We start from the raw sequence: 20,227 nt of genomic DNA, 5'->3' as shown, positions 1-20,227 counted from the left end.
TCCACCCTTGGCCTCCAGGTTCGATACCTCGGCCATCAGCTTGTCGAAGACCTCCTGACGCTCGGCGAGCAACACAAGACGCTCCTCACGCAATTTCGCGGTGACATAAACTTCCGCCGCAAGAAGCTCGACCGTCTTGTCAACGACAGCCTGCGTGGCTGCTCTTGCTCTGCCCTGCCATGACGCCGCAAAAGGCCCCAGTTGATCCAGCGTCAGCGGAATCAGAAGCAATTCAAGATCTTCGAGTTTGATGGACCGGGCTTCGAGACCCGCGGGATATGGCGGTGTGCTCCCAACTTGGGCAATAGAGCCCGGACTTGCCTCCGTCGCCGCTTCCGCGACCGCATCGCCTTGCGCGAAGCCAATGCTGGCCGATATCGCGAGGAACAACGAAAAGACCGCTATTGCGATGACATGCGCCAGTGGTTCCTCTTTTGGGTTGAGTTTCATCTGTCCCCTGCGGTATCGGTGGCTGTTCTAGCAGGAGGCTGTTGTTTCTTCTCGCACGCATCTACCCATTTCGGGTATATTGCTAACTTGTCGGGGCTCTTTGGCGGTGCATTGATCCTGTCAATTAGGTGGTCCACGCCGGATCAGCTAATCGCGATAGTCGCGGGCGCTGCCATCCTGTATGCCAACACAAAGGCTATGCGCTATGCGCGCACCCAAGGTTGCTTCAAGTTTCCGGCGCGTGCCAGAAGACCGCGAAGCGCCGGCTTGAAAGGGATGATGCGTCATGCGGCTTATCAAGTTTCTCGCGACGATCATTATCGTCTTGGTGCTGGCCATCGCCGCCTTGCGACTTACCCATCCGCTCCCGCCACTCCCGGCGGGCGATTCGTCGACTGCACTTCCCGCCAGTGAGGACACACGCCTCGGAGCCGCCATCCTGCCGCTGATGGTGGAGAATGAGGGGATGAGTGGGGTGGTTCCGCTGGCCGACGGCCGCGATGCGCTCGCGGCGCGGATCCTGTTCGCGCGAGCCGCCGACGAGACCATCGATGCACAATATTATATCTGGCATCACGACACGACAGGCTGGCTTCTCCTCGAAGAGTTGCGCGCAGCCGCCGCGCGCGGCGTGCGGGTGCGCTTGCTGCTCGACGACAACGGCATCCCAAGCCTCGACAATGTCCTGGCTGATCTCAACGCGATGGAGAATGTCGAGATCCGAATCTTCAATCCTTTCACGATGCGAAGCCCCAAGCTCTTGTCTTATGCCTTCGACTTCTTCCGGCTGAACCGGCGTATGCACAATAAGTCGATGACGGTCGATGGCGTCGCAACGGTGATCGGCGGGCGCAATATCGGCGACATCTACTTCGCCTACGGCGAAGGCGTCGCCTATTTCGACTTCGACGTGCTGGCCGTCGGCCAAGCGGCGAAGGACGTCTCCGCAGATTTCGACGCCTACTGGAGCAGCGGTTCGTCTTACGCCGCCGCCGATGTCCTCCCGCCGTCCCGGGGCGGGCTGGCGGAGCTGGCATCGGCGGTGGCCGAGGCTGAGAAGAGCGCACGCGGCACTGATTATGCCAAGGCGATCACTGATGCACCTGTATTGTCGCAAATCATAGCGGGCAAAGACGTGATGGAATGGACGAAAGTCACACTGGTCAGCGACGACCCTGCGAAAGGTTTGGGCGATGCCGAGGACGAAGCCCTGCTGGTAGGGCTGCTTCCGAAGCTTGTCGCGGCACCCGAGGAGAGCGTTGATCTCGTCTCGGCCTATCTCATCCCGGGCGAGGCGAGCACGGAGATGCTCGAACAGTATATTCGGAAGGGAATCCGCGTCCGGCTGATGACGAACTCGCTTGAGGCAACTGACGTGCCGGTCGTTCACAGCGCCTGGATGGGATATCGTGACCGGCTTGCGCGTGCGGGAGCCGAGGTTCTGGAACTGCGCTCGCGCCCCGAAAACTCAGGAGGTGCCTCACTGACCCAAATTCTGACGGGGTCTCAGTCCAGCCTGCACGCGAAGACCTTCTCCGTCGATCGCAAACACCTCTTTATCGGGTCGTTCAACTTTGACCCGCGCTCGGCCAACCTCAACACCGAGATGGGCTTCCTTGTCGAGAGTCCCGCCATCGCGACAGCAATGGCGCGCGCCCTCGACCGTCCGGAGACCTTCTATGCGGTAGACGCAGCGCCAGACGGCGCCATGGTCTGGACAGAGACCCATGCCGACGGGACGACCCAAGTGTATGACCACGAGCCCAACACTTCTGCGGTGGAACGGAGTATCGTATGGCTCATGAGCCTGCTGCCGATAGAATGGGTCTTGTGACAAACAGACTGACCTTCCCGTCAAACACGTGTGCTGCGGGCTGTTCCGTGCCAGTTCCTTCACACTCAACAAGACTTACATCGAAATTTTCAGGTGCATTTCCTTCCCACGAAGATGGATCACTGAACAGGCGTGATCACGGCATCTGGAGGCCGGGGGCAACGCGGGTAGCAACCGGCGCCAGATCCGGCAAGGTGTGTAGCTTGTCCGCGGCTTCATCGTGGTGCAGACGCACCGGCCAACTAGACCGAAGGTAACGAGCAAACTGGTCGAGGCATGGTATCGAGACCGGGCCCACATCAAGTCTCCGGAGCGGATCGAACTCTGCCTCGGTCTCTTCCCGGATCCCGAGGAATTCGGGCCTAATGGCCTCATCGTGCGACAGACCCGGCAGCGATGGGGGTCCATGTTCCGGCAGGGCACCTGCTTCTGAACCGCCGCCTCGCGAAGGCGCCGGTCGACGCCATCGACCACGTGATCACCCACGAGTTCTGCCACGTGGCAGAGCCTCATCACGGGGCCGCCTTCTTCGAACTCCTCGACAAGGTGATGCCCGACTGGGGGCGTCGGAAGCAGAAGTTGGAGCGGGCCATGGCTTGAGAACTTCCGAACCCGGTCGCAGCAGTCCTAAACGCGACCCAAATCCAAGCAATTTCAGGGGCTGGTTTTTTTGTTATTCAACAACACCTTATAAGAAGTTCACCAAACGGGCACAGTCATGAGGTCCAGAGAATATCGGCCCTGAGAGACCGCTTCCAGCCCTCCTAGTGTCGGGGTCAGTGCTCAGCCCCTCCCGCATAACCCTCGAAAACAACGGAAAAATCCGGCATCAATGGGATCAGGAGAACGCTTTCGCGGGGGCGAGTGGCGGAGGGGATGGGCCTGCGGTCCAACCTTCTCCACCTCGCTCGGCCTTCCGGCAGTTCGGCTTCGGATCTGTATTTCCGTTTTTTTACAATAGCTTATCCAAGTTCGTCCTTGAGCCGGTCGATCTGGTGCACCCGCTCGTGCAGGATGGTGACTGTGCCGACGTCGCCATTGCCGAGCCGTCTCGACGTGCACGCGCGATCGGACCGAAAGCATCGTCGTGTTGGTGTCTAACTGTGCCGTCGTGACGGCATTGCCGGCAACATCGTGAAACCAGTCGATGCGGGCTTCGGGAGTGATCTCCAACTCGAAGGATGTCAGCCTGAGATCCCGGGTCTCCCTCGGACGCAGCATCAGCCTCTGCGGCCCGAATGAAACCGCGGTGCGATACCGATAGCTGGTCGCGCGTGTGATGGTGACGGATGGCATCGGTGATGTCTACGACATTCGACCGCCGGAACGCCGGCGCCCATGTCCGCCACCCTCGTAGATCGCCGTGCGCCAGACGGCAGATCCCTTGCATCTCGAACATACCCGCTCACCGAACCCCTCGCTCCAGAAGGATGACCTGCACCTGAGGCAGACACGCTCGGCAGCAATGTCGGCTGTCGCCCTCACAACCTGGATTTCCGCGTCTGCTGATTTCATTGTCACTTGCGCTCCTCACGCTTCCGCAGCCGCTCCATGTCTCCGATGGCCCGCCTGATCAGTTTCTGAATGCGTTCATCGCGGGCCGCCGGTGTTGCCGAATATCGTTCGAGAAGGAACCGCCACTTCTCCATCACCTCGACCCATGTTCGCGCCGGCTCAGCCAACATCTGGTCTTCGAGACTACGGAGGTGCGGTTGCTCCGAAGGTGGCGAAGACGGGGCGTCGTTCGCAGGTCGCCGCCGCATTTCCATCTCATGTCGGCCGGCTTCTGTCCTGCGACCGTCAAGATCGATCGGGTCATCCGTCACGCCAATGCTCCCAAAGCCCCACCACGGCCCGCTTGCGGTCGGACGTGGTGTCGTTTTGCGGACCCGCAAGTCATTCTCCGATGCCTGGGCGCCCGCTTCCAGCGCGCGGTCCGGTATCGTCCGTCTCGGCCCCTTTGCGTGGTGGGGCGGCGCTGCGCGTTCCGCCTGCGCTTTCCTGGCTGGTACGGGGCTGGGCCGAATAGAGGACTCGGATCTCGGCCTCGTCCACCCCGTCCGCCTGCATGACGAGACGGATCATCGGGTCGGCCAGCATCTCCTCGAGGAAGTAGTCCGTCAGAGCCTTGCCGGTGAGCTTGTCCTTGGCCACTGCACTCTCCAGTTCGGCGAGCGGCACGGTGAGTGTTCGACCGAGCCCGGGATGCGAGGCGCGCGGATGGAGGTGCACGAGAACGGACGACGCCCAGGCGCCCGGCTCGATCCAGTCCGCTGGCTCGAGCAACTGAGTCTCGATCTCGTATTCGCCGGGCGGCAGGGTTTCGTTGAAACTCGGAAGCTGGAACGGTCGCAGGAATACGGCATTCGTCTTGATCGAAGTGGTCATATCGAATCTCCAGGACGATTGGTGACATGGGGTACCATGACGAGAATGCCGCCAGAACGGCCGGCCTCGCGAGCCGGTGACGAACGAACACATCTGTCCTGCTGCGGGAAGCCACTCATCATTTGCCAGAAACAGGCGACGCCTCGGCTGGGTCGTGTCTTGCGTCCCAAGTCCAGACGTCGAACTGCGTCAGGGTGTTCGGCCCAAAAGTCTGCGTCAGCGGCACATCCGCAGCATCTCGGCCACGGGCGATCAGGATCCGTCCCTTCCGCCGCACGTTGTTGCGTGGATCGAAAACCCACCAGCGGCCGTCGAGATAGACCTCCATCCAGGCTGCAAAATCGCCGGGCGGATGCGGCACGGGCTCGCCGATATCGCTCAGATAGCCGGTACAGTAACGGGCCGGGATATTCATGCACCGGCAGAACGCAATTGCTAGATGGGCGAAATCCCGACAGACCCCCTGTCCCCCCGCCAGCGTCTGGGACGCCGTGCGTGTCGCGTTCGCCTGCATGTAGTCGAACGAGACCGAGGAGTACACGAAATCGCAGATCGCCTGGACGCGTGCCCAGCCAGGCGGGGTGTTCTCGAATAGGCGCCAGGCCTCCTCCGACAAAAGATCGGTGTCGCAGTAACGACTGCCGAGAAGATAGACCAAGGTTTCGAAGGGCAGGTCCTGAACTGCGTGTTGCTCGGCCTCGGGCGCTGTCGGATCAGGCAGTCCGGTGTCGCGGAAGATCCCGTCGTTGGACAGGGTGAAGTCCCCCGCCGGGGCCACCATTCGCGTGCACCAGTTGCCGAACCCATCGCGATAGCTTTCCAGCGGCACACTGGGCGAGGTAACCAGATAGTCGGCGCGCTCCAGATCGCCGAAGCGCGAATAGTGCACGTTCAGCATGGCAATGAGCGGCGTCGGTTGTGTCAGCCTGTAGCGCAAGCGACAACCGATGCGCATCCGGATGCCCGGTCCACCGACATGATCGAATCGTGGCAATCTATCGTCCAATAACGCACTCCCCATCCGCGAGTTGGAAACCGCGATCGCAGCTCCAGCGGTTTCCCAATCGATCGAGATGGGCGTTCGCAGGAAGATCTATCGCGACGCAGGCATCGTCCACCGCCTCAAAGCCCCGTTCGCACCTCCATCCCGGCCCGTAGGACTCCTGGTCGAGATACGCATTCGCAGGAAGCGCCACGGGATCGCAGCGGCCATCGATTTCGAAGAAACCTCTCTCGCAGGCCCATGCGTCACCGTAGTCCGCGTTGGTGAGATACCCGTTCTCCGGAACCGCGATCGGAACGCAGGTGTCGGAACTGGCGGTGAAACCACGCTCGCAGGTCCATCCGGAGCCTGATGTTTCGTCGGTGAGGTAGGCATTGTCTGGTAGGACGATTGGAACGCAGGTCTCGCGCTCCTGTCGGTATCCGCGGTCGCACTGCCAGTCATGGCCGGAGGATCGCAGGAAGGCATTCTCGGGCACTGGGATCGCCTCGCAGGCGGTCCCTCCCACTTCTTCGTACCCGCGCCGACACACCCAGCCCGAACCGTAGGACCGACCGGTTGCATAGGCATTCTCCGGGATGTCGATGGCGACACACTCCCCACCGGTCACCCGGAAACCAAGCGCGCAGTTCCAACCGCCGCCATAGCTTCGGGCTTCTGCATTGCCCGGCAGTGGCCCGGTGCCGTCTTGCGCGAAGACGGGGAGGGCCATGGATGCGATCACTCCGGCCACGACTGCCTTCCTCGCGATCAGCCTTGCAAGCGGGTGTCTCGTCGATTCCTTGTGGTGCCTCATCGGCTCTTCCTTTGCGGACCGGAGTCCGTCGGCTGCCGCGCGGGTCTTCGATAGCCCAAGCGTGAGTGTTCCGGTCAACCGTCGGGTGCGCGCGGCAGGTGGCGGCGAGCCCTTGAAGTTCGATCTCGACGGCATGCCTTCGTTTTCGGCCACCTGGATCGGGAATTCCTGAGGGAATTTTGGTGGGGTGATACCGGTCATTGCAGGGACAACTTGTGTAAGGCCGCCGCCGCCAAGGCATGTTCCTTCTGGTGGTAGTCGCCGCGAAACTTGCCATCTACCTGCACCTGCCAGATGCCGTTTCTTTCGCGTACCTGAACCCCTCCTCGTTGCGCTGGCTGGTCCATGGAAGACACCTGTTCTCCTCTGCTTCCCGGCGGCACTGGTTGATTTTCGGTCACGTCCAGCTCCTTAGCCTTTGGCGCGCGCACGTCGCCGAGGAGCATCACGGCGCGAATGAATTCTTCTGCGTAGTCGTCGGTTTCGCGGTGATCGTGTTCGTGCCGGGCCATCCGCATCGGTTCGACGAACCGTTCTCGCAGGTGGTCGATGAAACGTGGCTCGGTGCGGGCCATGTAGGCGATAAGCGCTTGGAGCACCCTTTCATGGGCCAGTACGCGCCGCTCGAGATCGGTCGCCTCCGAAGCAGGAGGCGCAGGGGTTTGCGCATGTGTCATGATCTGTTCCGCACCCCGCGTATTGATGTTGAATTGCCCTGTCTCGTTCAGAGTTCGAGTGCGGCGAGACACGCCTGCGCGATGTCCCGATCCGGGGCATCAGTTCCGGGCATGGTCGCCCAGCCCGCGGCCATGAGCGCGTCGCGCCGCTGGTAGGTCGAGGCGTCCCGGATCGTCTCCATCTTGACTGCGCGTGCCGGGTCGGAGCTCGCCATGTCGAGGCAGACCGGCACCATGGAGGCGACAACGTTGTCACGAGACATCGCCATCGCCCTGTCATTCGCGGTGCCGCCGGTCACCCAGCCGCCCCAGGTGAAGCCGACCACGCCAACGAAAACCGCGCCGATCGCGGCGCCGTAGATACCGGGCTTGAGCCATTCGGGAGTGTTCATGTTCTAACCTCCTGCGGGGAAAGCGCCGCTTCGCTGTGATTGTTGGTCTGGCTCAGGGCCGCGTCCCGACCCAGCGCCTTTTTCAGATCATTGTCAGAAATCGCGCGGAACTCGGTGCGTCCCGTATGACTGCCGCTGCCGCGCACTGTCAGGTAGGTTGCCGTCCGCCGGTAAGCCTCGAAGCTGAGCCCCTGGAGAAGCTCTTCTTCGACAAGAACCTCGTAGTCGCCCGCAGGCAATTCGCCCGGGTATCCCGGCAAGGTGAACGCGTTCGAAAACGTCACCGTAGATTGAGTCGACCGCATGGTCATTTCAGGCCTCCGCGATGGTGGAAGATCTGTCGTCCATCACTGTTTTCGGCCCGCGGTTTCGGGCGCTGACCAGTCGAACGATCTCTGTTCTTGTACCCAAGGCGAATTCGTGGCGCACTGACACATGTTAGTATCGAGAGCCGCACCAGTTGAAAATGCTTGGGGCCTGCCGTCAGCACTGAACTGTGTAAGGGCGCGGAAACGGACCCGCACGTAACCTGCGGGAAACAGGGGCGATCTGCGCTTCTGTAACCAGGGAAAGGATTGGCTATGGTCGACCCCAATGTCCTCACCCGCATCCGCCCGAGTTCGAGCGATTTCTCTATGTGTCGGTCGGCGAAGACCGGAACGGCTTTGTCGTAACGGTCCTCTCCACATTCGCTCGGCTCGGTCTCGATTCATGGAACGAAACCGCTGAGCTGGTCACGCAGAGGCGCAGCATCGCCATTCTCACCTACCCGTTCTCGGCAGAGAAACCCGACGTGCCCATCTACAAAGCACTCTGCGCCTTGAGCTACCTCAACGATGACAACAAAAGGCTGAGGATTTCCCACCAGCATACTGCCGTGACTTGAGAGCCGAAGAGGCAATCGACCTGCCGCACGCGCCGGGACTAACCTCCGTCAGTGCGTCGAGGCGCCGAAACCGGTTGGGTGAGACGTGCCCGCCGAACAGTTGGTGGTGCATCTTTTTCCGAGTAGCCGAGTAGTGTGTGGGCATGCCGATCCTTAAAGGGTCGGCATGTCGGCGCGCTTCTTATTCTCTGAACGTCAAGGAAAGGACAATCCCAATGGCTCCTGAACACAACGAGACCGCCGAGAAGATGAATGACGTGAAGGACGGGTGAGACAAGGCGTTCTCCGGCCTGAAGAAGGATGCGGCGTTGAAGCACTACCGGGCTGCCGAGAAGGCGCATATGGCAAAGAACGACGCCGAGACCAACAAAGAACGCGATGCGGCGACCTACGCCTTCGCGTGACCCCGATCGTCTGACGTGATTACCGGGGTCGCCGTCCGAACAACGGAGGGCGGCCCTCTCACTTCAGGAGTGGCCCGGTCTGGTCCAGATAGGCTGCATCGAACTCGGCAAGTTTCACCAGGCCGCCATAGTCGTGAAACGTCACGTGGCCGTCCCGAAAGGTCACCAGTCCGCTCTCGCGAAGCTTTCGCAAGACGCGGTTCACGTGGACGGCACTCAGCCCCAGTGCATCCGCCAGGTGATACTGCGTGAGCGGGCAGTCGTACCCCTCCTTGCCCCCCAATCCCACCAGCATTAGCCTCGAGCTCAACTCCAACAATAGATGCGCCATGCGGGCGTCCGCATCACGCCGACCGATCCCGACGAGATGTTCCACGACCATCGCCTCGTCCCGCGAGGCCGCCCAGAGTATGGAGGTCGCCAGGCGAGGGGTCCGCGCGAATGCCTCGAGAAGATCGCTCGTCAGCACTTCGGCGGCCTCGATGTCCACGATGGGTTCGAAACTGTGATCCGAGGTGCGCAAGAGAACGCTCCGCAACCCCAGGAAATCCCCAGGCACCTGGAAATCCACGATCTGCCGCGTTCCGTCGGCCTGTAGCTTATAGGAACAGACCCAGCCCGCGGACAGAATATACGCGGCCTGAGCCGACTGGCCCTGATGCACCATGTCGCGCCCTGCGATGAATGTACGGCGGCGCTGGTGCAGGCGTTCAAGCACGGCCAATTCGACATCAGACAGGGCGACGAAGGCTGAGAGCTTTCGGGTCAGGGGGCTTTGTTCAACTGATGTCATGGGACTCCTGGCGTGTCGTGATGACCCAGAAGCGGAAATCGGTCCGAACACTGCTCTGGATCAGTCCAGCATAGAGCACTTCCTGCGAGAAGTGCGGATGCATTCGAGCCTCACCATCCTGGTTCGCGATGCCAAGAAGGGAAACCCAGATGTCCACCGCAGGCGAGCATGCAGGCCAGGCTGCCTTGTCGATTTGCGAGGCGCTGCTGCTTGCCATGAGCGATCGAGGGCTGCTTCCAGAGCACGAGATCGTGGGGATTCTTCGCGACGCCGCAGCGACCCATGAGAATGCCGTCGGCACCGAACTCGAAACGGAAGGTCACCGAGCCGTCGCGGACTTGATCAACGCGATTATCACTGGCGGTAAATCTTTTAGCCGCATGTGAGGTCGAACTTCGAAGAGGAGCCGGAGAATGAATGGGTGCTAACTGGTCTACAGCAGGGAGATATTCTTGAGGCGCTATTGTAGAAGCCCTGCTGAGCCATCATTTCGATAACATTGGCACTCCGGTATGGCGAGTGCCAAAGCTCATCCGAACATCGCCATGCTCCCTTGGACATCCGAAGAAGGAGCACTTACGTGTCGTTCACTCCACTCCACGACCGGGTTCTCGTCCGCCGCATCGAAGGCGACGCGAAGACCTCAGGCGGACTCATCATCCCTGACGCCGCGAAAGAGAAGCCGCAGGAGAGTGACGTCGTCGCGGTCGGCGCTGGCGCTAGGGACGAGGATGGCGAGCGCATTGCCATGGAGGTTAAGGCTGGCGACCGGATCCTGTCCAGAAAATGGTCGGGGACCGAAATCAAACTCGACGGCGAAGATCTCATCATCATGAAGGAGAGCGTAATTCTCGGCGTCATGGCCTGACCCCGACAACTACGCCGAAATCTCATTCTCAGGAGCACCCGACCATGTCCGCCAAGGAAGTCCGGTTCAGCACCGACGCCCGCGACCGAATGCTGAAAGGCATCAACACGCTGGCGAATGCCGTCAAGATCACCCTCGGCCCCAAGGGCCGGAACGTCATCCTCGACAAATCCTGGGGTGCGCCGCGCATCACCAAGGACGGTGTAACAGTCGCCAAGGAAATCGAGCTTTCAGATCACTTCGAGAACATGGGCGCGCAGATGGTGAAGGAGGTGGCTTCCCGCACAAATGACGAGGCTGGCGACGGCACTACGACCGCAACCGTTCTGGCACAGGCCATCGTCAAGGAGGGCATGAAAGCCGTCGCCGCCGGCATGAACCCGATGGATCTGAAACGCGGAATCGACAGGGCCGTGGCCGCAGTGGTGGCCGAGATCAAGACCATGTCCAGATCGGTCGGCGACAGCGACGAGATCGCCAAGGTCGGGTCCATCTCGGCCAACGGAGAAGTCGAGATCGGTCGGCAGATTGCCGACGCGATGGCCAAGGTCGGGATGGAAGGTGTGATTACCGTTGAGGAAAACAAGGGGTTGGAGACCGAAACCAAAGTGGTCGAAGGCATGCAGTTCGACCGCGGCTATCTGAGCCCCTATTTCATCACGAATGCTCAGAAGATGATCGTCGAGCTGGATGACTGTGTCATCCTGCTTCACGAAATGAAAATGACATCCCTCGCATCCATGGTGCCGTTGCTGGAGGCTGTGATTCAGGCTGAGAAGCAACTGCTGATCGTAGCCGAGGATATCGAGGGCGAGGCGCTGGCGACGCTGGTCGTCAACAAGCTGCGCGGCGGGCTGAAAGTCGCGGCCGTCAAGGCGCCCGGCTTCGGAGACCGCCGTAAGGCGATGATGGAAGACGTTGCCGTGCTGACGGGCGGTCATGTGATTTCCGCAGAAATGGGTACCAAGCTGGAGAGTGTCACCATGGACATGCTCGGGTCCGCCAAGAAGGTCGCGATCACCAAAGATGACACGACGATCATCGACGGTGCCGGCGATAAGGACGCAATCGCGGCGCGCGTCAGGCAGATCCGGGCGCAGATCGAGGAGACCACTTCGGACTACGACAAGGAGAAGCTGCAGGAACGGCTGGCCAAGCTTGCCGGCGGCATTGCCGTGATCCGGGTCGGCGGGGCAACCGAGATCGAGGTGAAAGAGCGCAAGGACCGCGTGGACGATGCGCTGAATGCCACTCGCGCTGCGGTTCAGGAAGGTGTCGTGCCCGGTGGCGGCGTGGCACTGATCCATGCTGGCAAGGTGCTGGCGACGCTGAAGGGTGAGAACGGTGATCAGGATGCCGGCATCAAGATCATGCGCCGCGCGATCCAAGCACCGCTGCGCCAGATTGCCGGAAATGCCGGGGTCGACGGATCGGTCGTTGTTGGCAAGGTGATTGAGAATGACAGCCCGAGTTTCGGTTTCGACGCGCAGGCCGAGGAATACGGCGACATGCTGAAGGCCGGTGTCATCGATCCGACGAAAGTCGTCCGGATCGCGCTCGAAAACGCCGCATCCATTGCCGGGCTATTGATCACGACCGAAGCCATGATTGCGCAGAAGCCTGAAAAGGCTGCTGCCGGCAGCGAAATGTCCGACATGGGTGGAATGGGCGGAAGGATGTGAACGACAGCATCGCTTGTGCAGGGGCCTCGGGATGCAAAACTTCATTCTTGATGGACACAAACACGCATCACTTCGTCAGAAGAAGCAACCAGGAGAAATTGAAATGGCCAAAGGTGACAAGCAACGCGGCAACCGTGAAGCGAAGAAGCCCAAGAAGGCAAAGGAAAAGGTCGTTGCAACAGCCGACTTCACGAAGGGCAAAGCCTTGACCAATCTTGGCGAGCACAAAAAGAAATAGCTAGCGGAGCAAGTATTTGACCATCTCTGGAGATGGTGCCGGGTGGCGGCGCGACGCGGCGACATGCTGTTTCGGGCAGCCTAGTGGCGCACATGCGGGCGAACGAGTCTCGACCTCAGGGCCGATGTGTCCCTCCAGTTTTCTGTGATCGGCAATTAGTTAATACAGGTCGCATGGTGAACAAGGCATTTGGCATTGCCGACCTGCGCTGGCAGTGCGACAAGGGCGACATGAAAGCGCAGGCAGAACATGGAGCACAGCAGGGTCGGGCATCATTTGCCTTGATCATGCTTTTGTCGCTTCTGCTGGTCTGGGTAAGTGCACAGTCCAGACCGAGAGATCTGTCTCTGCAACCTGCACTTGCCAACCTTGCAGCACTGCAAGGGGTAGAGTCTCTAGCCATCCTCACCTCTGCCGGTAAGATGCTGCACGTGCCGGACTTCCGGCAATCGGGCGATCCGGAGGATACGACCGTTGTCTGCGACTGCCAGCATTTGGCGCTGGCAGTATTGCTTGCGGCGGTGCCTTGTACACCCGGTGTGCACTGTGTCGTTGGCGAGAAAAGCCGCCCTGAACCCCGCGCGCCCCCAATTTCCTGACTGCTGATGCACAAGGACCGCGCCACGGCGCGCGGCTCCTCAATGCCCCCAACGGCTCGCCCAAACCTAGTGCTCACAGGTCGCGAGGCGACCTGCGGGGAAATCAAGGTCACATCATTTTCCGGTATCCGACGCGGTCTGTGCTGCGTGCGCGGCCGGTTCGAGGACAGTTCATGTCACGAACCCTTCTCTGGAAACGCCTCCTAATCTGGGGCGTATGTCTATGGGGCATCCTCTTTGCCCTTCCCAATGCCTTTTATCCGACCGTTGAACGGCACAACGATGCCGCTGCCATCCTTGCCGAAACCGGAGCTTTGTCGGGAGTGGCCGAGGCCGATCTCGAGCGATGGCCGTCGTGGCTCCCGTCCAGCCTAGTCGCCCTTGGCCTTGATCTGCGCGGTGGCGCACATCTTCTGGCCGCAGTGCATGTTAAGGATGTCCATGCCGCAAGGATGGAACTGCTCTGGCCGCAGGTGCGGGATGCGTTGCGCGAGTTGCACGATCAGGTGGGCACTGTCCGCCGCTTGGATGCGCCGGCGGGCGAGCTGCGGGTGACCATCGGTAACCCTGATGGACTGTCGGCCGCCCTTGTCGCGGTCACTCCTTCGCCGAGGCCGACGTGATCTCTGCGCTGCAGACGTTCGAGGACGTCTGGAGCCAGCTGTTCCCTGCAGAGCAGACCCGGATCGTGCAGTTGCTGGTGGGCCGGGTCACCGTCACGTCCGAGGGGCTGGTCATCGATGTCCGGACCGACGGCGTCTCCGGCGTCATGCGCGACATGATGGCCCCACGAAAGAAGGTGGCGGCGGAATGATGAAACCCGACGAGTCCATCCAGATCTTCGTGCCGCTCAAGGTCCGCAAGCAGAACGGTCGGCCGAAGATCATGCCGCCCTCCACCTATCTGCCCAGCGAAGACCGGACACAGGATCCGCATATCCTGCGCGCCATCGGCAGGGCGTGGGGCTGGCGGCGGCGCATGGAGACTGGTGAATTCAACACGGTGACCGATCTGGCGAAAGCCGTAGGGCTGGCCGAACGCCATGTCAGCCGACAGCTGCGGCTCGCCTATCTCGCGCCGGGGGTCCTCAAGCGCTTGGTCTACAAGCGGGAGGTGCCCGCCGTGACCCTGTTGAAACTGACCGATGTCGCGGCCTTGCCGTGGCACGAACAGCCGGAGCGGGTGTTCGACTGAGCCTCAGTGAAAGCTCGCCTGAAACGTCGTCGCGGTCAGCGAGACATGCGCGTCCAGTGGCGGATGCAGTTCGAACGCCTTTGGCTCGCGTGAGAAATTCCAGAGCCGAAACATGCGCCATTCCGACCGGCGTTCGTCGGCCACGGCCAGTTCGTTGCGGGTGATGTGGAAGGGCGTGCGCTCCCATCCGTTCGTCGTCTTGACTTCGATTAGCCGCGGGAGCCCGTCCGGGGCGAAACTCGCAATGTCGTAGCCCGCGCCGTCGCCATCCTCCTCCGACACCCAGCGCACCTTGCGCGCCAGATCGTCCCGTCCTGCTGTCCGCAAGGCCGCCCGTTCATGCGCCAGCACGCGCTCCTCGCCCGCGCGGCCGAGTGCCCGGTTGCGCTCGTCCCGGCCGGCCACGTCGAACTTGCGGGCGATGTGCAGCATCTGGTCCAGCTCCTGCGGAGGCGGCTGGTTCGACAGCGTCGGCGGCGGCCCGATCCAGATCTGCGCCGCCTCGCGCATGCCACCCGCAGGACGCAAACCCGGCTGACGCCCAAGCCAGGCCGGGTTCAGCGCCAGCCACCGCGCCACGGCATCAACCAGCGTCATCTGAAAATTGAACGCGGGTTTGTAGCCGGGGATCCAGTCCTCGCCGAGGCCCTTCAGCACCGCGCTGATGTTCTGGTGCTTGAACTCGACGGCCCCCTCGGACCGGTCGTTCAGCAGCGGAAGGAGCGCGCGGCGATGCTCGGCCTTGCTGTAGCGGCGCGCGGAGATGTCGATGGCCAGCATCGCGAAGTAATCCGCGACGATCAGGTCGTTCTCTTCATCCGTCCAGGGACCGTTCGACATTGCGCCAGGCTATGGGCGCGAAGTCTGTTTGTCATCAGAGACTTCCGGCAGGGTCCTGTCTCGCTTCGGACGCTTCCGCCGGACTTGGGGATCGGCCACCACGGAGGCGTCTTTCTGACCGCCCTGCGCCTTCGTGTCAGTCTCCGTCACCGGATTATCTCGCGAACGGGGCGAACCCATGAACGCGGCAACCCATTGGAAAGACGCGGATGTTTAACGCCGCCCCGTGACCGTCGAGGGGCGCTCGAAGAGAGACGCAGGCCATTCGGAGACCCGTTCTGCGTCAAGCGTCCAGTCTCCGAAGGGCGGATAGCTTGGCCAACGCCCTTTGAAACAAAAAGAAAAAAGGCCCCAATCGGGGCCCCTGGACGGATTCGGCAACTGAATGTGGCGGAGAGGGTGGGAGACTACGCCAACCCTGAGCGCACACCGATAAGGCTATGATCTTGCAGGATAAAAGCGACGGCCTGTTGTCCATTCTGCCTGTTGTCTCACTTGGACAACAGCTTACGCGAGGGGCGTGAAGGCCGCAAGCCGCGCGATCAGCATCAGGTAGTCCGTGTGGTGAAGGTGGGGCAGGGACACTGTGAGGGGGTGGGGGGTTGTGGCCCACCATTAGAAGAGCAGGCCGATAGCCAAAGCCAGTAGCAGGAGCGGCGGCTTGGCTATGCAAGCCTTGGTGGGTGCAAATGCATACCCGCTCGGTCTCCTGAAACGACGGTAAGCCCATGACAACGAAGAAGAAAGGCGGTCTGCCCCGCCCAGCGCCGCGCAAGGTGCCGATTGAGCGTGTTCTGACGGACGAAGACACCTTCCAACCAAGGGGCGGAGGGCTGAATGAAGCCCACGTTTCCACCCTGTTGGACGTGCTGAAGCATGGAAGCGAGTTCGACCCGCTGGCGCTCTGGGAAGACCCCGACACAGGGAAGCTCACGGTAGCGGATGGTCACCACCGGCTGGAGGCACACCGACGCCACGGCAAGGCCAGGCACATACACGCTCTCGTCTATCGCTGCGATGCGAGAACCGCGCTTCTCATCCCCATACAGGACAACGCCAAGGCAAGACTTCCGCTGACCTATGACGACCGCGCCAACTGGGCATGGCGGTTGACGGTCGAAGGAGAGCAATCGAAGGCCGCAGTGGTGGCTGCCTGTGGCCTCTCTGATGGGACGGTTGCCCAGATGCGGCGGGTTCGGCGGGAACTGGCGGAGCGGGGAGAGGATGCCCCTAGAACGTGGTGGGAGGCGCAAACGATGCACAAGGGCGATGACCGGCAGGAGTGGACGGAAGAGCAGCGGGACGAATGGCGGCAGGGGCTGGTGAACAAAGCGCATCGCCAATACGGGGCGGCACTCACTGACCTCATTCGGCGATCACCAGAAGCGGCGGCTGAGCTTCTGGACAGGTGCGGCGGAAGACTTCTACCCAGCGTCATTGATCACTTGGGCTACACCCGTGCAGACGATGAAGAAGACGCTTTCTTTTGAGTGGGTTAGATGCTTTCATGCGCCTGTGTTTCGGCAAGGCGGGCTGTAGATGACCAAGGATGATTGGACGGGTCTGTTTCTGTTCCTGGCTGCGTTGGCTGGCCTCTACGGTCTGCACATGGCTGATGTTGGAGGCTGGCCCGGCGCGATTGTGACCGGGGTGTCTGGCCTGATCCTCGGCTATCACGTGGGCAAGCTGAAGTCGTAGCCGCGATGTTTTCGGGTCGCATTTCTGAACGCCTCACCGATAGTAGGCTGTAGCGATCCTTCCCCCATTACCGGGGGTTGGGTGGCGGCGGGGTCTTCTTGTCTTTGGGTAGGGCTGGGCGGGAAGCATCACCAACCCAGCGCCTCGGTCGTCATCCCCTCGGCTGGTTGCAGTGAAGCTTCCACGGGGTGAGGAAAAGGGTGAGGCGACCAAACCGAACCACCAGCTCACCACCTTCAACAGCACAGCGGGGGCTGACAAGGGGAGCGGAGGGGGTAACCACCAGCGAGAGGTTGCAGAGGAGAGGAAGAGGGAGGTCGTAGCAGCGCATGGTGAGCGTCCATTCATGATCGGGGCGCACCAGCTACCGATGCAAAGTGGCATAGGTTCCAGTGCCTTAGCCTATACCGCATCCATCTTCCTCTGTCCACCCGATCCTTTTGTCTCGCCAGCCTGTTCCCTTTGGGTATACCCCAGAGCGTCACCGGCATGAGACACTTTCGGTGTTCTATTAGGGTTGACTTCGGCATTTCGGAACAGTATCAATCAAGGGTCTAGACCCAAAAAGGACACTGCTATGAAGTATGGATACGCCCGCGTCTCGACCGATGACCAAGACCTGACCCTCCAGCGTGAGAAGCTGCTGGCTGCTGGCTGCGACGTGGTGAGGGAGGAGAAGCGTAGCGGCACCAAGCTTGCCGGTAGGGATGAACTGAAGACATTGCTGGAGTTCATGCGGGGAGGCGACGTGCTGGTAGTCACGCGGCTTGATCGCTTGGCCCGTTCCCTTGAGGATTTGTCGTCGATCGCCCGTCAGCTCCAAGCCAAGGGGGTATCACTGATGGCGACGGAGCAGCCTGTAGACACAAGCAACGCGGCGGGGAAGGCGTTCTTCCAGATGCTGGGGGTCTTCGCTGAGTTCGAGACCAACCTCCGCAGGGAGCGGCAGATGGAGGGGATAGCCAAGGCCAAAGCTGAGGGGGTCTACAAAGGCAGGAAGCCTACCATCGACCCTGCAGAAGTTCGGCGGATGCATGAGGTGGAGGGTCTGGGAGCCACTGAGATCGCCCGCAAGCTTGGGATCGCGAGGACATCCGTCTACCGAGTGCTTGAGAACTCGTGAGCCTGGTTCAACATCCAAGTTGTGCTGGTCACTGAAACTTGCGGCGCTTGAAGGCCTTCAAGTCATCGGGGGAGAGCTTGAACCATTCACCGTTGGCGCGTCGGCTGGCAAAGCGGCGGTGCCAGTAGGCCTCAATACCGGGCGGGTCGTCGGTCCTGATGGCGTGGACCATCACGACCCTCTCAGGCAGAGCGATGCTGATTTGCTTCACACGCTTCTCTAGCTCGTCACTTCGGCCTACCTTGAAGTGAACCCCGGATTGGAGGAGGTAGACCCAGCCTTCCGCCCCGACGAATGATGCCGCAAGATCGTTTGTAGTCGGAGAGGCTGCGGCTTCCGGCAAGATGGAAAGAAGCTCAGTGTCTCCACGCTCCACTGCTCTTTCGCGCAGAGCCACAACTGCACCGAAGGCGTCGCCGAAGACGCGTCGGAATGAGTGGACCCCTACGAAATCAGTCTGTTGGCGGGCGAAGAACTGCCACTCAGCCCAAGTGGGCGGGCGTTGAAAGTGACGGCAGGCCTCCTCGAAGCAATCCAAGACACGCCCTGCGTCGAGTTCTGCAGTCACTTCGTTGGGCGCAAGCCCTGCCTCCGCGATGGCATCACTCCAAGCGATCCAGAGTTTACCTCGCCACTGGCCTCTCTTGATGCCGGTCTCCTGCTCAAAGAAGCGTTGTCCCGGTGCCTTGCCTCCGTTCTCCGCCGCTAGGCGTCTGATCTCGCTGAGGATGCGTTCTTTCATGCGCAGATGATCAGGTGGGGTGAGCGGGGTGTCAACTTCCATCCATCCCTCAGAACCCTTCCAGGTATCCTGCCCGCTGCAGCTCATCCCATACCTTCTGTTGTGCTGCTTCCAACTGGTCCTCAAGTAGACCGTGGTCATACACGGAGCTGGACGTGCGTTGTCCTGCCCAGCCGCCAAGGTCGTTGATGTCGGCTTCTCTGACGCCAGCACGGCGGGCGACAGTGCGCCATGTGTGGCGGGTTGAGTGAAGAGCGAGGCGCTTGTCGGTCTCTACCCCGAGAACCTCGCGGCGGAAGCGGGTGAACCACTGGGAGACCGCTGCAGCCTTCCCAGAGGCGGGTCTGATGGGCCATTCGGGGAAGACCCTGCCGGATGAACCATGAGCCGCTACGCGGGCCTGTAGGAGCGTTCTGGCGGCCCCTACGACGGGAATGAACCGGAGGGCGTTCTTGCTCTTGCCGTGCGCAAGGTAGAAGCCGACGCCGTCTCCCTTGATGTCTTTGATGCTGATGGTAGCTATTTCGTCTGCGCGGCAGCCTGTAGCGATAGCAAGGCGCACTACATCACCCTGCCTTGAACCGCGTTCCGTTGCCTTGAGGAGTTTGACGGTCTCTTCCGGCCTGTAGTCCTCGCGGGCCTTTGTCTGGCTGTTGGTCGTGCGGCTGATCCCTTTCGGGAAGTCCCACGGGTTGCGATGCTTCTTCGGAAGACGGCCACTCTCGGCAGCCCAGACCCACATCATTTTGAGCAGGGTCACATTCTTGGCCACGGTCTTAGCAGAAAGGCCCTCGGGGCTGCGGTGTTTTTGCAGGGAGGGGAGGTATGTGTCGCGAAAGCTGCGGGCTAGGTCAGGGGTGACGTCTTCCATGCAGGCGGTATTGGCGTCATCCGATAGGAAGGCGCGAAGATGCTTCATCGCCGTGTCGAGGTTCATGACAGTTGTCCGCTTGAGCGGGCTGTAGCCGTAGGGATTGCCGGGGCGGCGGGCGTCTACGTATTGCTCATGGGCTAGAGTAAGAAGGTAGCCCTTGCCCGAAGCAATGCGGATGAAGCGTTTCACCGTGGCTGACGGGACACCTTGGCTTGCTGCCTGCTCGACCCTGTCGTTCAACACCAGATCGTAGCCCTCGACGATGTCTTCCCCGTCCTGCCTACGCTGGGCTTCCTCGGTCATCTCACGCCAAGCCATAGCTGATTGAAGCGACCAAGCATCGTCGTTGCTGAGTTGCCGCTGGAGCCTGCGAATGTCTCCCAGCGCGATGTCACGGCGCTTGCGAGCTTCCGGCAGGTGGCGGGTAGCTAGTCCCTTCTTGATTTCCTTCCCCAGCGGCTTGCCGTCCCACGGGTTGGGGAGGCCGATGAGATCGGGCGGGGTGAGCATACGAAACACCCAGCTCTTCCCGGGTCCGCGAGGCTGCACGAGGTAGCGCATGTCGTCCTTGTCGGTCTCTTTGTGGTCCAATCTGGACAACGAGCCGGTGGACATCGCGCTAAAAACCCTGAAAAATCAATCGCTTAGGGTGGGTGGCGGAGAGGGTGGGATTCGAACCCACGGTGGGCTTGCACCCACAACGGTTTTCGAGACCGCCCCGATCGACCACTCCGGCACCTCTCCGC

Annotated in this window: 25 protein-coding genes and 1 tRNA gene; 13 read left to right on the top strand and 13 right to left on the bottom strand. The window is 61.1% G+C overall.

Features of this window, described 5'->3' with window-relative positions; genetic code table 11:
• Nucleotides 1–736: 736 nt before the first annotated feature.
• Together N5I32_RS05435 and N5I32_RS05430 are read left to right on the top strand one after the other, a co-directional pair.
• On the top strand, nucleotides 737–2,284 hold the full coding sequence (locus tag N5I32_RS05435) for a phospholipase D family protein (RefSeq protein ID WP_261494383.1): 1,548 nt from the start codon (nucleotides 737–739) through the stop codon (nucleotides 2,282–2,284).
• A 396-nt stretch (nucleotides 2,285–2,680) separates the two neighbouring features.
• Nucleotides 2,681–2,884: a YgjP-like metallopeptidase domain-containing protein gene (locus N5I32_RS05430; RefSeq protein ID WP_261494382.1), complete on the top strand. Its 204-nt coding sequence runs from the start codon at nucleotides 2,681–2,683 to the stop codon at nucleotides 2,882–2,884.
• Between the two features lie 183 nt (nucleotides 2,885–3,067).
• Here N5I32_RS05430 and N5I32_RS21325 read toward each other — a convergent pair whose 3' ends face one another.
• From N5I32_RS21325 to N5I32_RS05390, 9 genes are all read right to left on the bottom strand, one after another.
• Entirely contained in the window at nucleotides 3,068–3,580 is a 513-nt protein-coding gene (locus N5I32_RS21325; protein ID WP_369414251.1) for a transglutaminase N-terminal domain-containing protein, read from the bottom strand.
• A 221-nt stretch (nucleotides 3,581–3,801) separates the two neighbouring features.
• The gene (locus tag N5I32_RS05425; RefSeq protein ID WP_261494381.1) at nucleotides 3,802–4,110 is read right to left on the bottom strand and encodes a hypothetical protein; all 309 of its coding nucleotides are present in this window, start codon (nucleotides 4,108–4,110) and stop codon (nucleotides 3,802–3,804) included.
• A 70-nt stretch (nucleotides 4,111–4,180) separates the two neighbouring features.
• Nucleotides 4,181–4,672 (bottom strand): hypothetical protein, encoded by a 492-nt coding sequence (locus N5I32_RS05420; RefSeq protein ID WP_261494380.1) that lies wholly within the window; start codon nucleotides 4,670–4,672, stop codon nucleotides 4,181–4,183.
• Nucleotides 4,673–4,790: 118 nt separating this feature from the next.
• On the bottom strand, nucleotides 4,791–5,633 hold the full coding sequence (locus N5I32_RS05415; protein WP_439648191.1) for a transglutaminase-like domain-containing protein: 843 nt from the start codon (nucleotides 5,631–5,633) through the stop codon (nucleotides 4,791–4,793).
• 34 nt (nucleotides 5,634–5,667) lie between these two features.
• Nucleotides 5,668–6,672, bottom strand: a complete 1,005-nt coding sequence (locus N5I32_RS05410; RefSeq protein WP_261494379.1) for a hypothetical protein — start codon at nucleotides 6,670–6,672, stop codon at nucleotides 5,668–5,670.
• On the bottom strand, nucleotides 6,669–7,148 hold the full coding sequence (locus tag N5I32_RS05405; protein ID WP_261494378.1) for a hypothetical protein: 480 nt from the start codon (nucleotides 7,146–7,148) through the stop codon (nucleotides 6,669–6,671). Before N5I32_RS05405 ends, N5I32_RS05410 begins: the two co-directional genes overlap by 4 nt.
• Nucleotides 7,149–7,195: 47 nt before the next feature.
• Nucleotides 7,196–7,540: a hypothetical protein gene (locus tag N5I32_RS05400; protein ID WP_261494377.1), complete on the bottom strand. Its 345-nt coding sequence runs from the start codon at nucleotides 7,538–7,540 to the stop codon at nucleotides 7,196–7,198.
• On the bottom strand, nucleotides 7,537–7,851 hold the full coding sequence (locus tag N5I32_RS05395) for a hypothetical protein (protein WP_261494376.1): 315 nt from the start codon (nucleotides 7,849–7,851) through the stop codon (nucleotides 7,537–7,539). The genes N5I32_RS05400 and N5I32_RS05395 overlap by 4 nt, the downstream gene beginning before the upstream one ends.
• Nucleotides 7,852–8,888: 1,037 nt before the next feature.
• On the bottom strand, nucleotides 8,889–9,623 hold the full coding sequence (locus tag N5I32_RS05390) for a Crp/Fnr family transcriptional regulator (protein WP_261494375.1): 735 nt from the start codon (nucleotides 9,621–9,623) through the stop codon (nucleotides 8,889–8,891).
• 149 nt (nucleotides 9,624–9,772) lie between these two features.
• Here N5I32_RS05390 and N5I32_RS05385 point away from each other — a divergent pair, with 149 nt between their 5' ends.
• The 8 genes from N5I32_RS05385 (at nucleotide 9,773) to N5I32_RS05350 (ending at nucleotide 14,204) form a co-directional block, all read left to right on the top strand.
• Nucleotides 9,773–10,009 carry a hypothetical protein gene (locus tag N5I32_RS05385; RefSeq protein ID WP_261494374.1) on the top strand — a complete coding sequence of 79 codons (237 nt, stop codon included), beginning with the start codon at nucleotides 9,773–9,775 and terminating at the stop codon, nucleotides 10,007–10,009.
• 194 nt (nucleotides 10,010–10,203) lie between these two features.
• Nucleotides 10,204–10,491 (top strand): co-chaperone GroES, encoded by a 288-nt coding sequence (locus N5I32_RS05380; protein WP_261494373.1) that lies wholly within the window; start codon nucleotides 10,204–10,206, stop codon nucleotides 10,489–10,491.
• A 44-nt stretch (nucleotides 10,492–10,535) separates the two neighbouring features.
• Nucleotides 10,536–12,173: a chaperonin GroEL gene (groL, locus tag N5I32_RS05375; RefSeq protein ID WP_261494372.1), complete on the top strand. Its 1,638-nt coding sequence runs from the start codon at nucleotides 10,536–10,538 to the stop codon at nucleotides 12,171–12,173.
• A gap of 31 nt (nucleotides 12,174–12,204) precedes the next feature.
• Nucleotides 12,205–12,411, top strand: coding sequence for a hypothetical protein (locus N5I32_RS05370; protein ID WP_261494371.1), 207 nt, complete (start codon nucleotides 12,205–12,207; stop codon nucleotides 12,409–12,411).
• 173 nt (nucleotides 12,412–12,584) lie between these two features.
• The gene (locus N5I32_RS05365; protein ID WP_261494370.1) at nucleotides 12,585–13,010 is read left to right on the top strand and encodes a hypothetical protein; all 426 of its coding nucleotides are present in this window, start codon (nucleotides 12,585–12,587) and stop codon (nucleotides 13,008–13,010) included.
• A gap of 173 nt (nucleotides 13,011–13,183) precedes the next feature.
• Nucleotides 13,184–13,633: a preprotein translocase subunit SecD gene (locus N5I32_RS05360; protein WP_261494369.1), complete on the top strand. Its 450-nt coding sequence runs from the start codon at nucleotides 13,184–13,186 to the stop codon at nucleotides 13,631–13,633.
• Entirely contained in the window at nucleotides 13,630–13,824 is a 195-nt protein-coding gene (locus N5I32_RS05355) for a hypothetical protein (protein ID WP_261494368.1), read from the top strand. Before N5I32_RS05360 ends, N5I32_RS05355 begins: the two co-directional genes overlap by 4 nt.
• Entirely contained in the window at nucleotides 13,821–14,204 is a 384-nt protein-coding gene (locus tag N5I32_RS05350; RefSeq protein WP_261494367.1) for a hypothetical protein, read from the top strand. The genes N5I32_RS05355 and N5I32_RS05350 overlap by 4 nt, the downstream gene beginning before the upstream one ends.
• Before the next feature lie 3 nt (nucleotides 14,205–14,207).
• On the opposite strand, the gene N5I32_RS05345 is transcribed toward N5I32_RS05350, so the two are convergent.
• The gene (locus tag N5I32_RS05345) at nucleotides 14,208–15,044 is read right to left on the bottom strand and encodes a protein NO VEIN domain-containing protein (protein ID WP_261494366.1); all 837 of its coding nucleotides are present in this window, start codon (nucleotides 15,042–15,044) and stop codon (nucleotides 14,208–14,210) included.
• A 728-nt stretch (nucleotides 15,045–15,772) separates the two neighbouring features.
• On the opposite strand from N5I32_RS05345, the gene N5I32_RS05340 reads away from it, so the two are divergent.
• From N5I32_RS05340 to N5I32_RS05330, 3 genes are all read left to right on the top strand, one after another.
• Entirely contained in the window at nucleotides 15,773–16,534 is a 762-nt protein-coding gene (locus N5I32_RS05340; RefSeq protein WP_261494365.1) for a hypothetical protein, read from the top strand.
• Between the two features lie 49 nt (nucleotides 16,535–16,583).
• Nucleotides 16,584–16,742, top strand: coding sequence for a hypothetical protein (locus N5I32_RS05335; RefSeq protein WP_261494364.1), 159 nt, complete (start codon nucleotides 16,584–16,586; stop codon nucleotides 16,740–16,742).
• A gap of 577 nt (nucleotides 16,743–17,319) precedes the next feature.
• Nucleotides 17,320–17,865, top strand: coding sequence for a recombinase family protein (locus tag N5I32_RS05330; RefSeq protein WP_261494363.1), 546 nt, complete (start codon nucleotides 17,320–17,322; stop codon nucleotides 17,863–17,865).
• Nucleotides 17,866–17,893: 28 nt separating this feature from the next.
• Here the strand turns inward: N5I32_RS05330 and N5I32_RS05325 are convergent, their stop codons facing one another.
• The 3 genes from N5I32_RS05325 to N5I32_RS05315 all read right to left on the bottom strand — a co-directional run bounded on the left by N5I32_RS05325 (nucleotide 17,894) and on the right by N5I32_RS05315 (nucleotide 20,225).
• Entirely contained in the window at nucleotides 17,894–18,649 is a 756-nt protein-coding gene (locus N5I32_RS05325) for a GIY-YIG nuclease family protein (RefSeq protein ID WP_261494362.1), read from the bottom strand.
• Between the two features lie 7 nt (nucleotides 18,650–18,656).
• On the bottom strand, nucleotides 18,657–20,096 hold the full coding sequence (locus N5I32_RS05320) for a tyrosine-type recombinase/integrase (protein WP_261494361.1): 1,440 nt from the start codon (nucleotides 20,094–20,096) through the stop codon (nucleotides 18,657–18,659).
• 39 nt (nucleotides 20,097–20,135) lie between these two features.
• Nucleotides 20,136–20,225: transfer RNA gene (locus N5I32_RS05315), tRNA-Ser, on the bottom strand.
• Nucleotides 20,226–20,227 lie beyond the last annotated feature (2 nt).

Origin of the sequence: Albidovulum sediminis, assembly GCF_025380365.1 — a bacterium.
GTDB classification, from domain to species: domain Bacteria; phylum Pseudomonadota; class Alphaproteobacteria; order Rhodobacterales; family Rhodobacteraceae; genus Albidovulum; species Albidovulum sediminis.
This window is presented reverse-complemented; position numbering and strand designations above follow the sequence as displayed.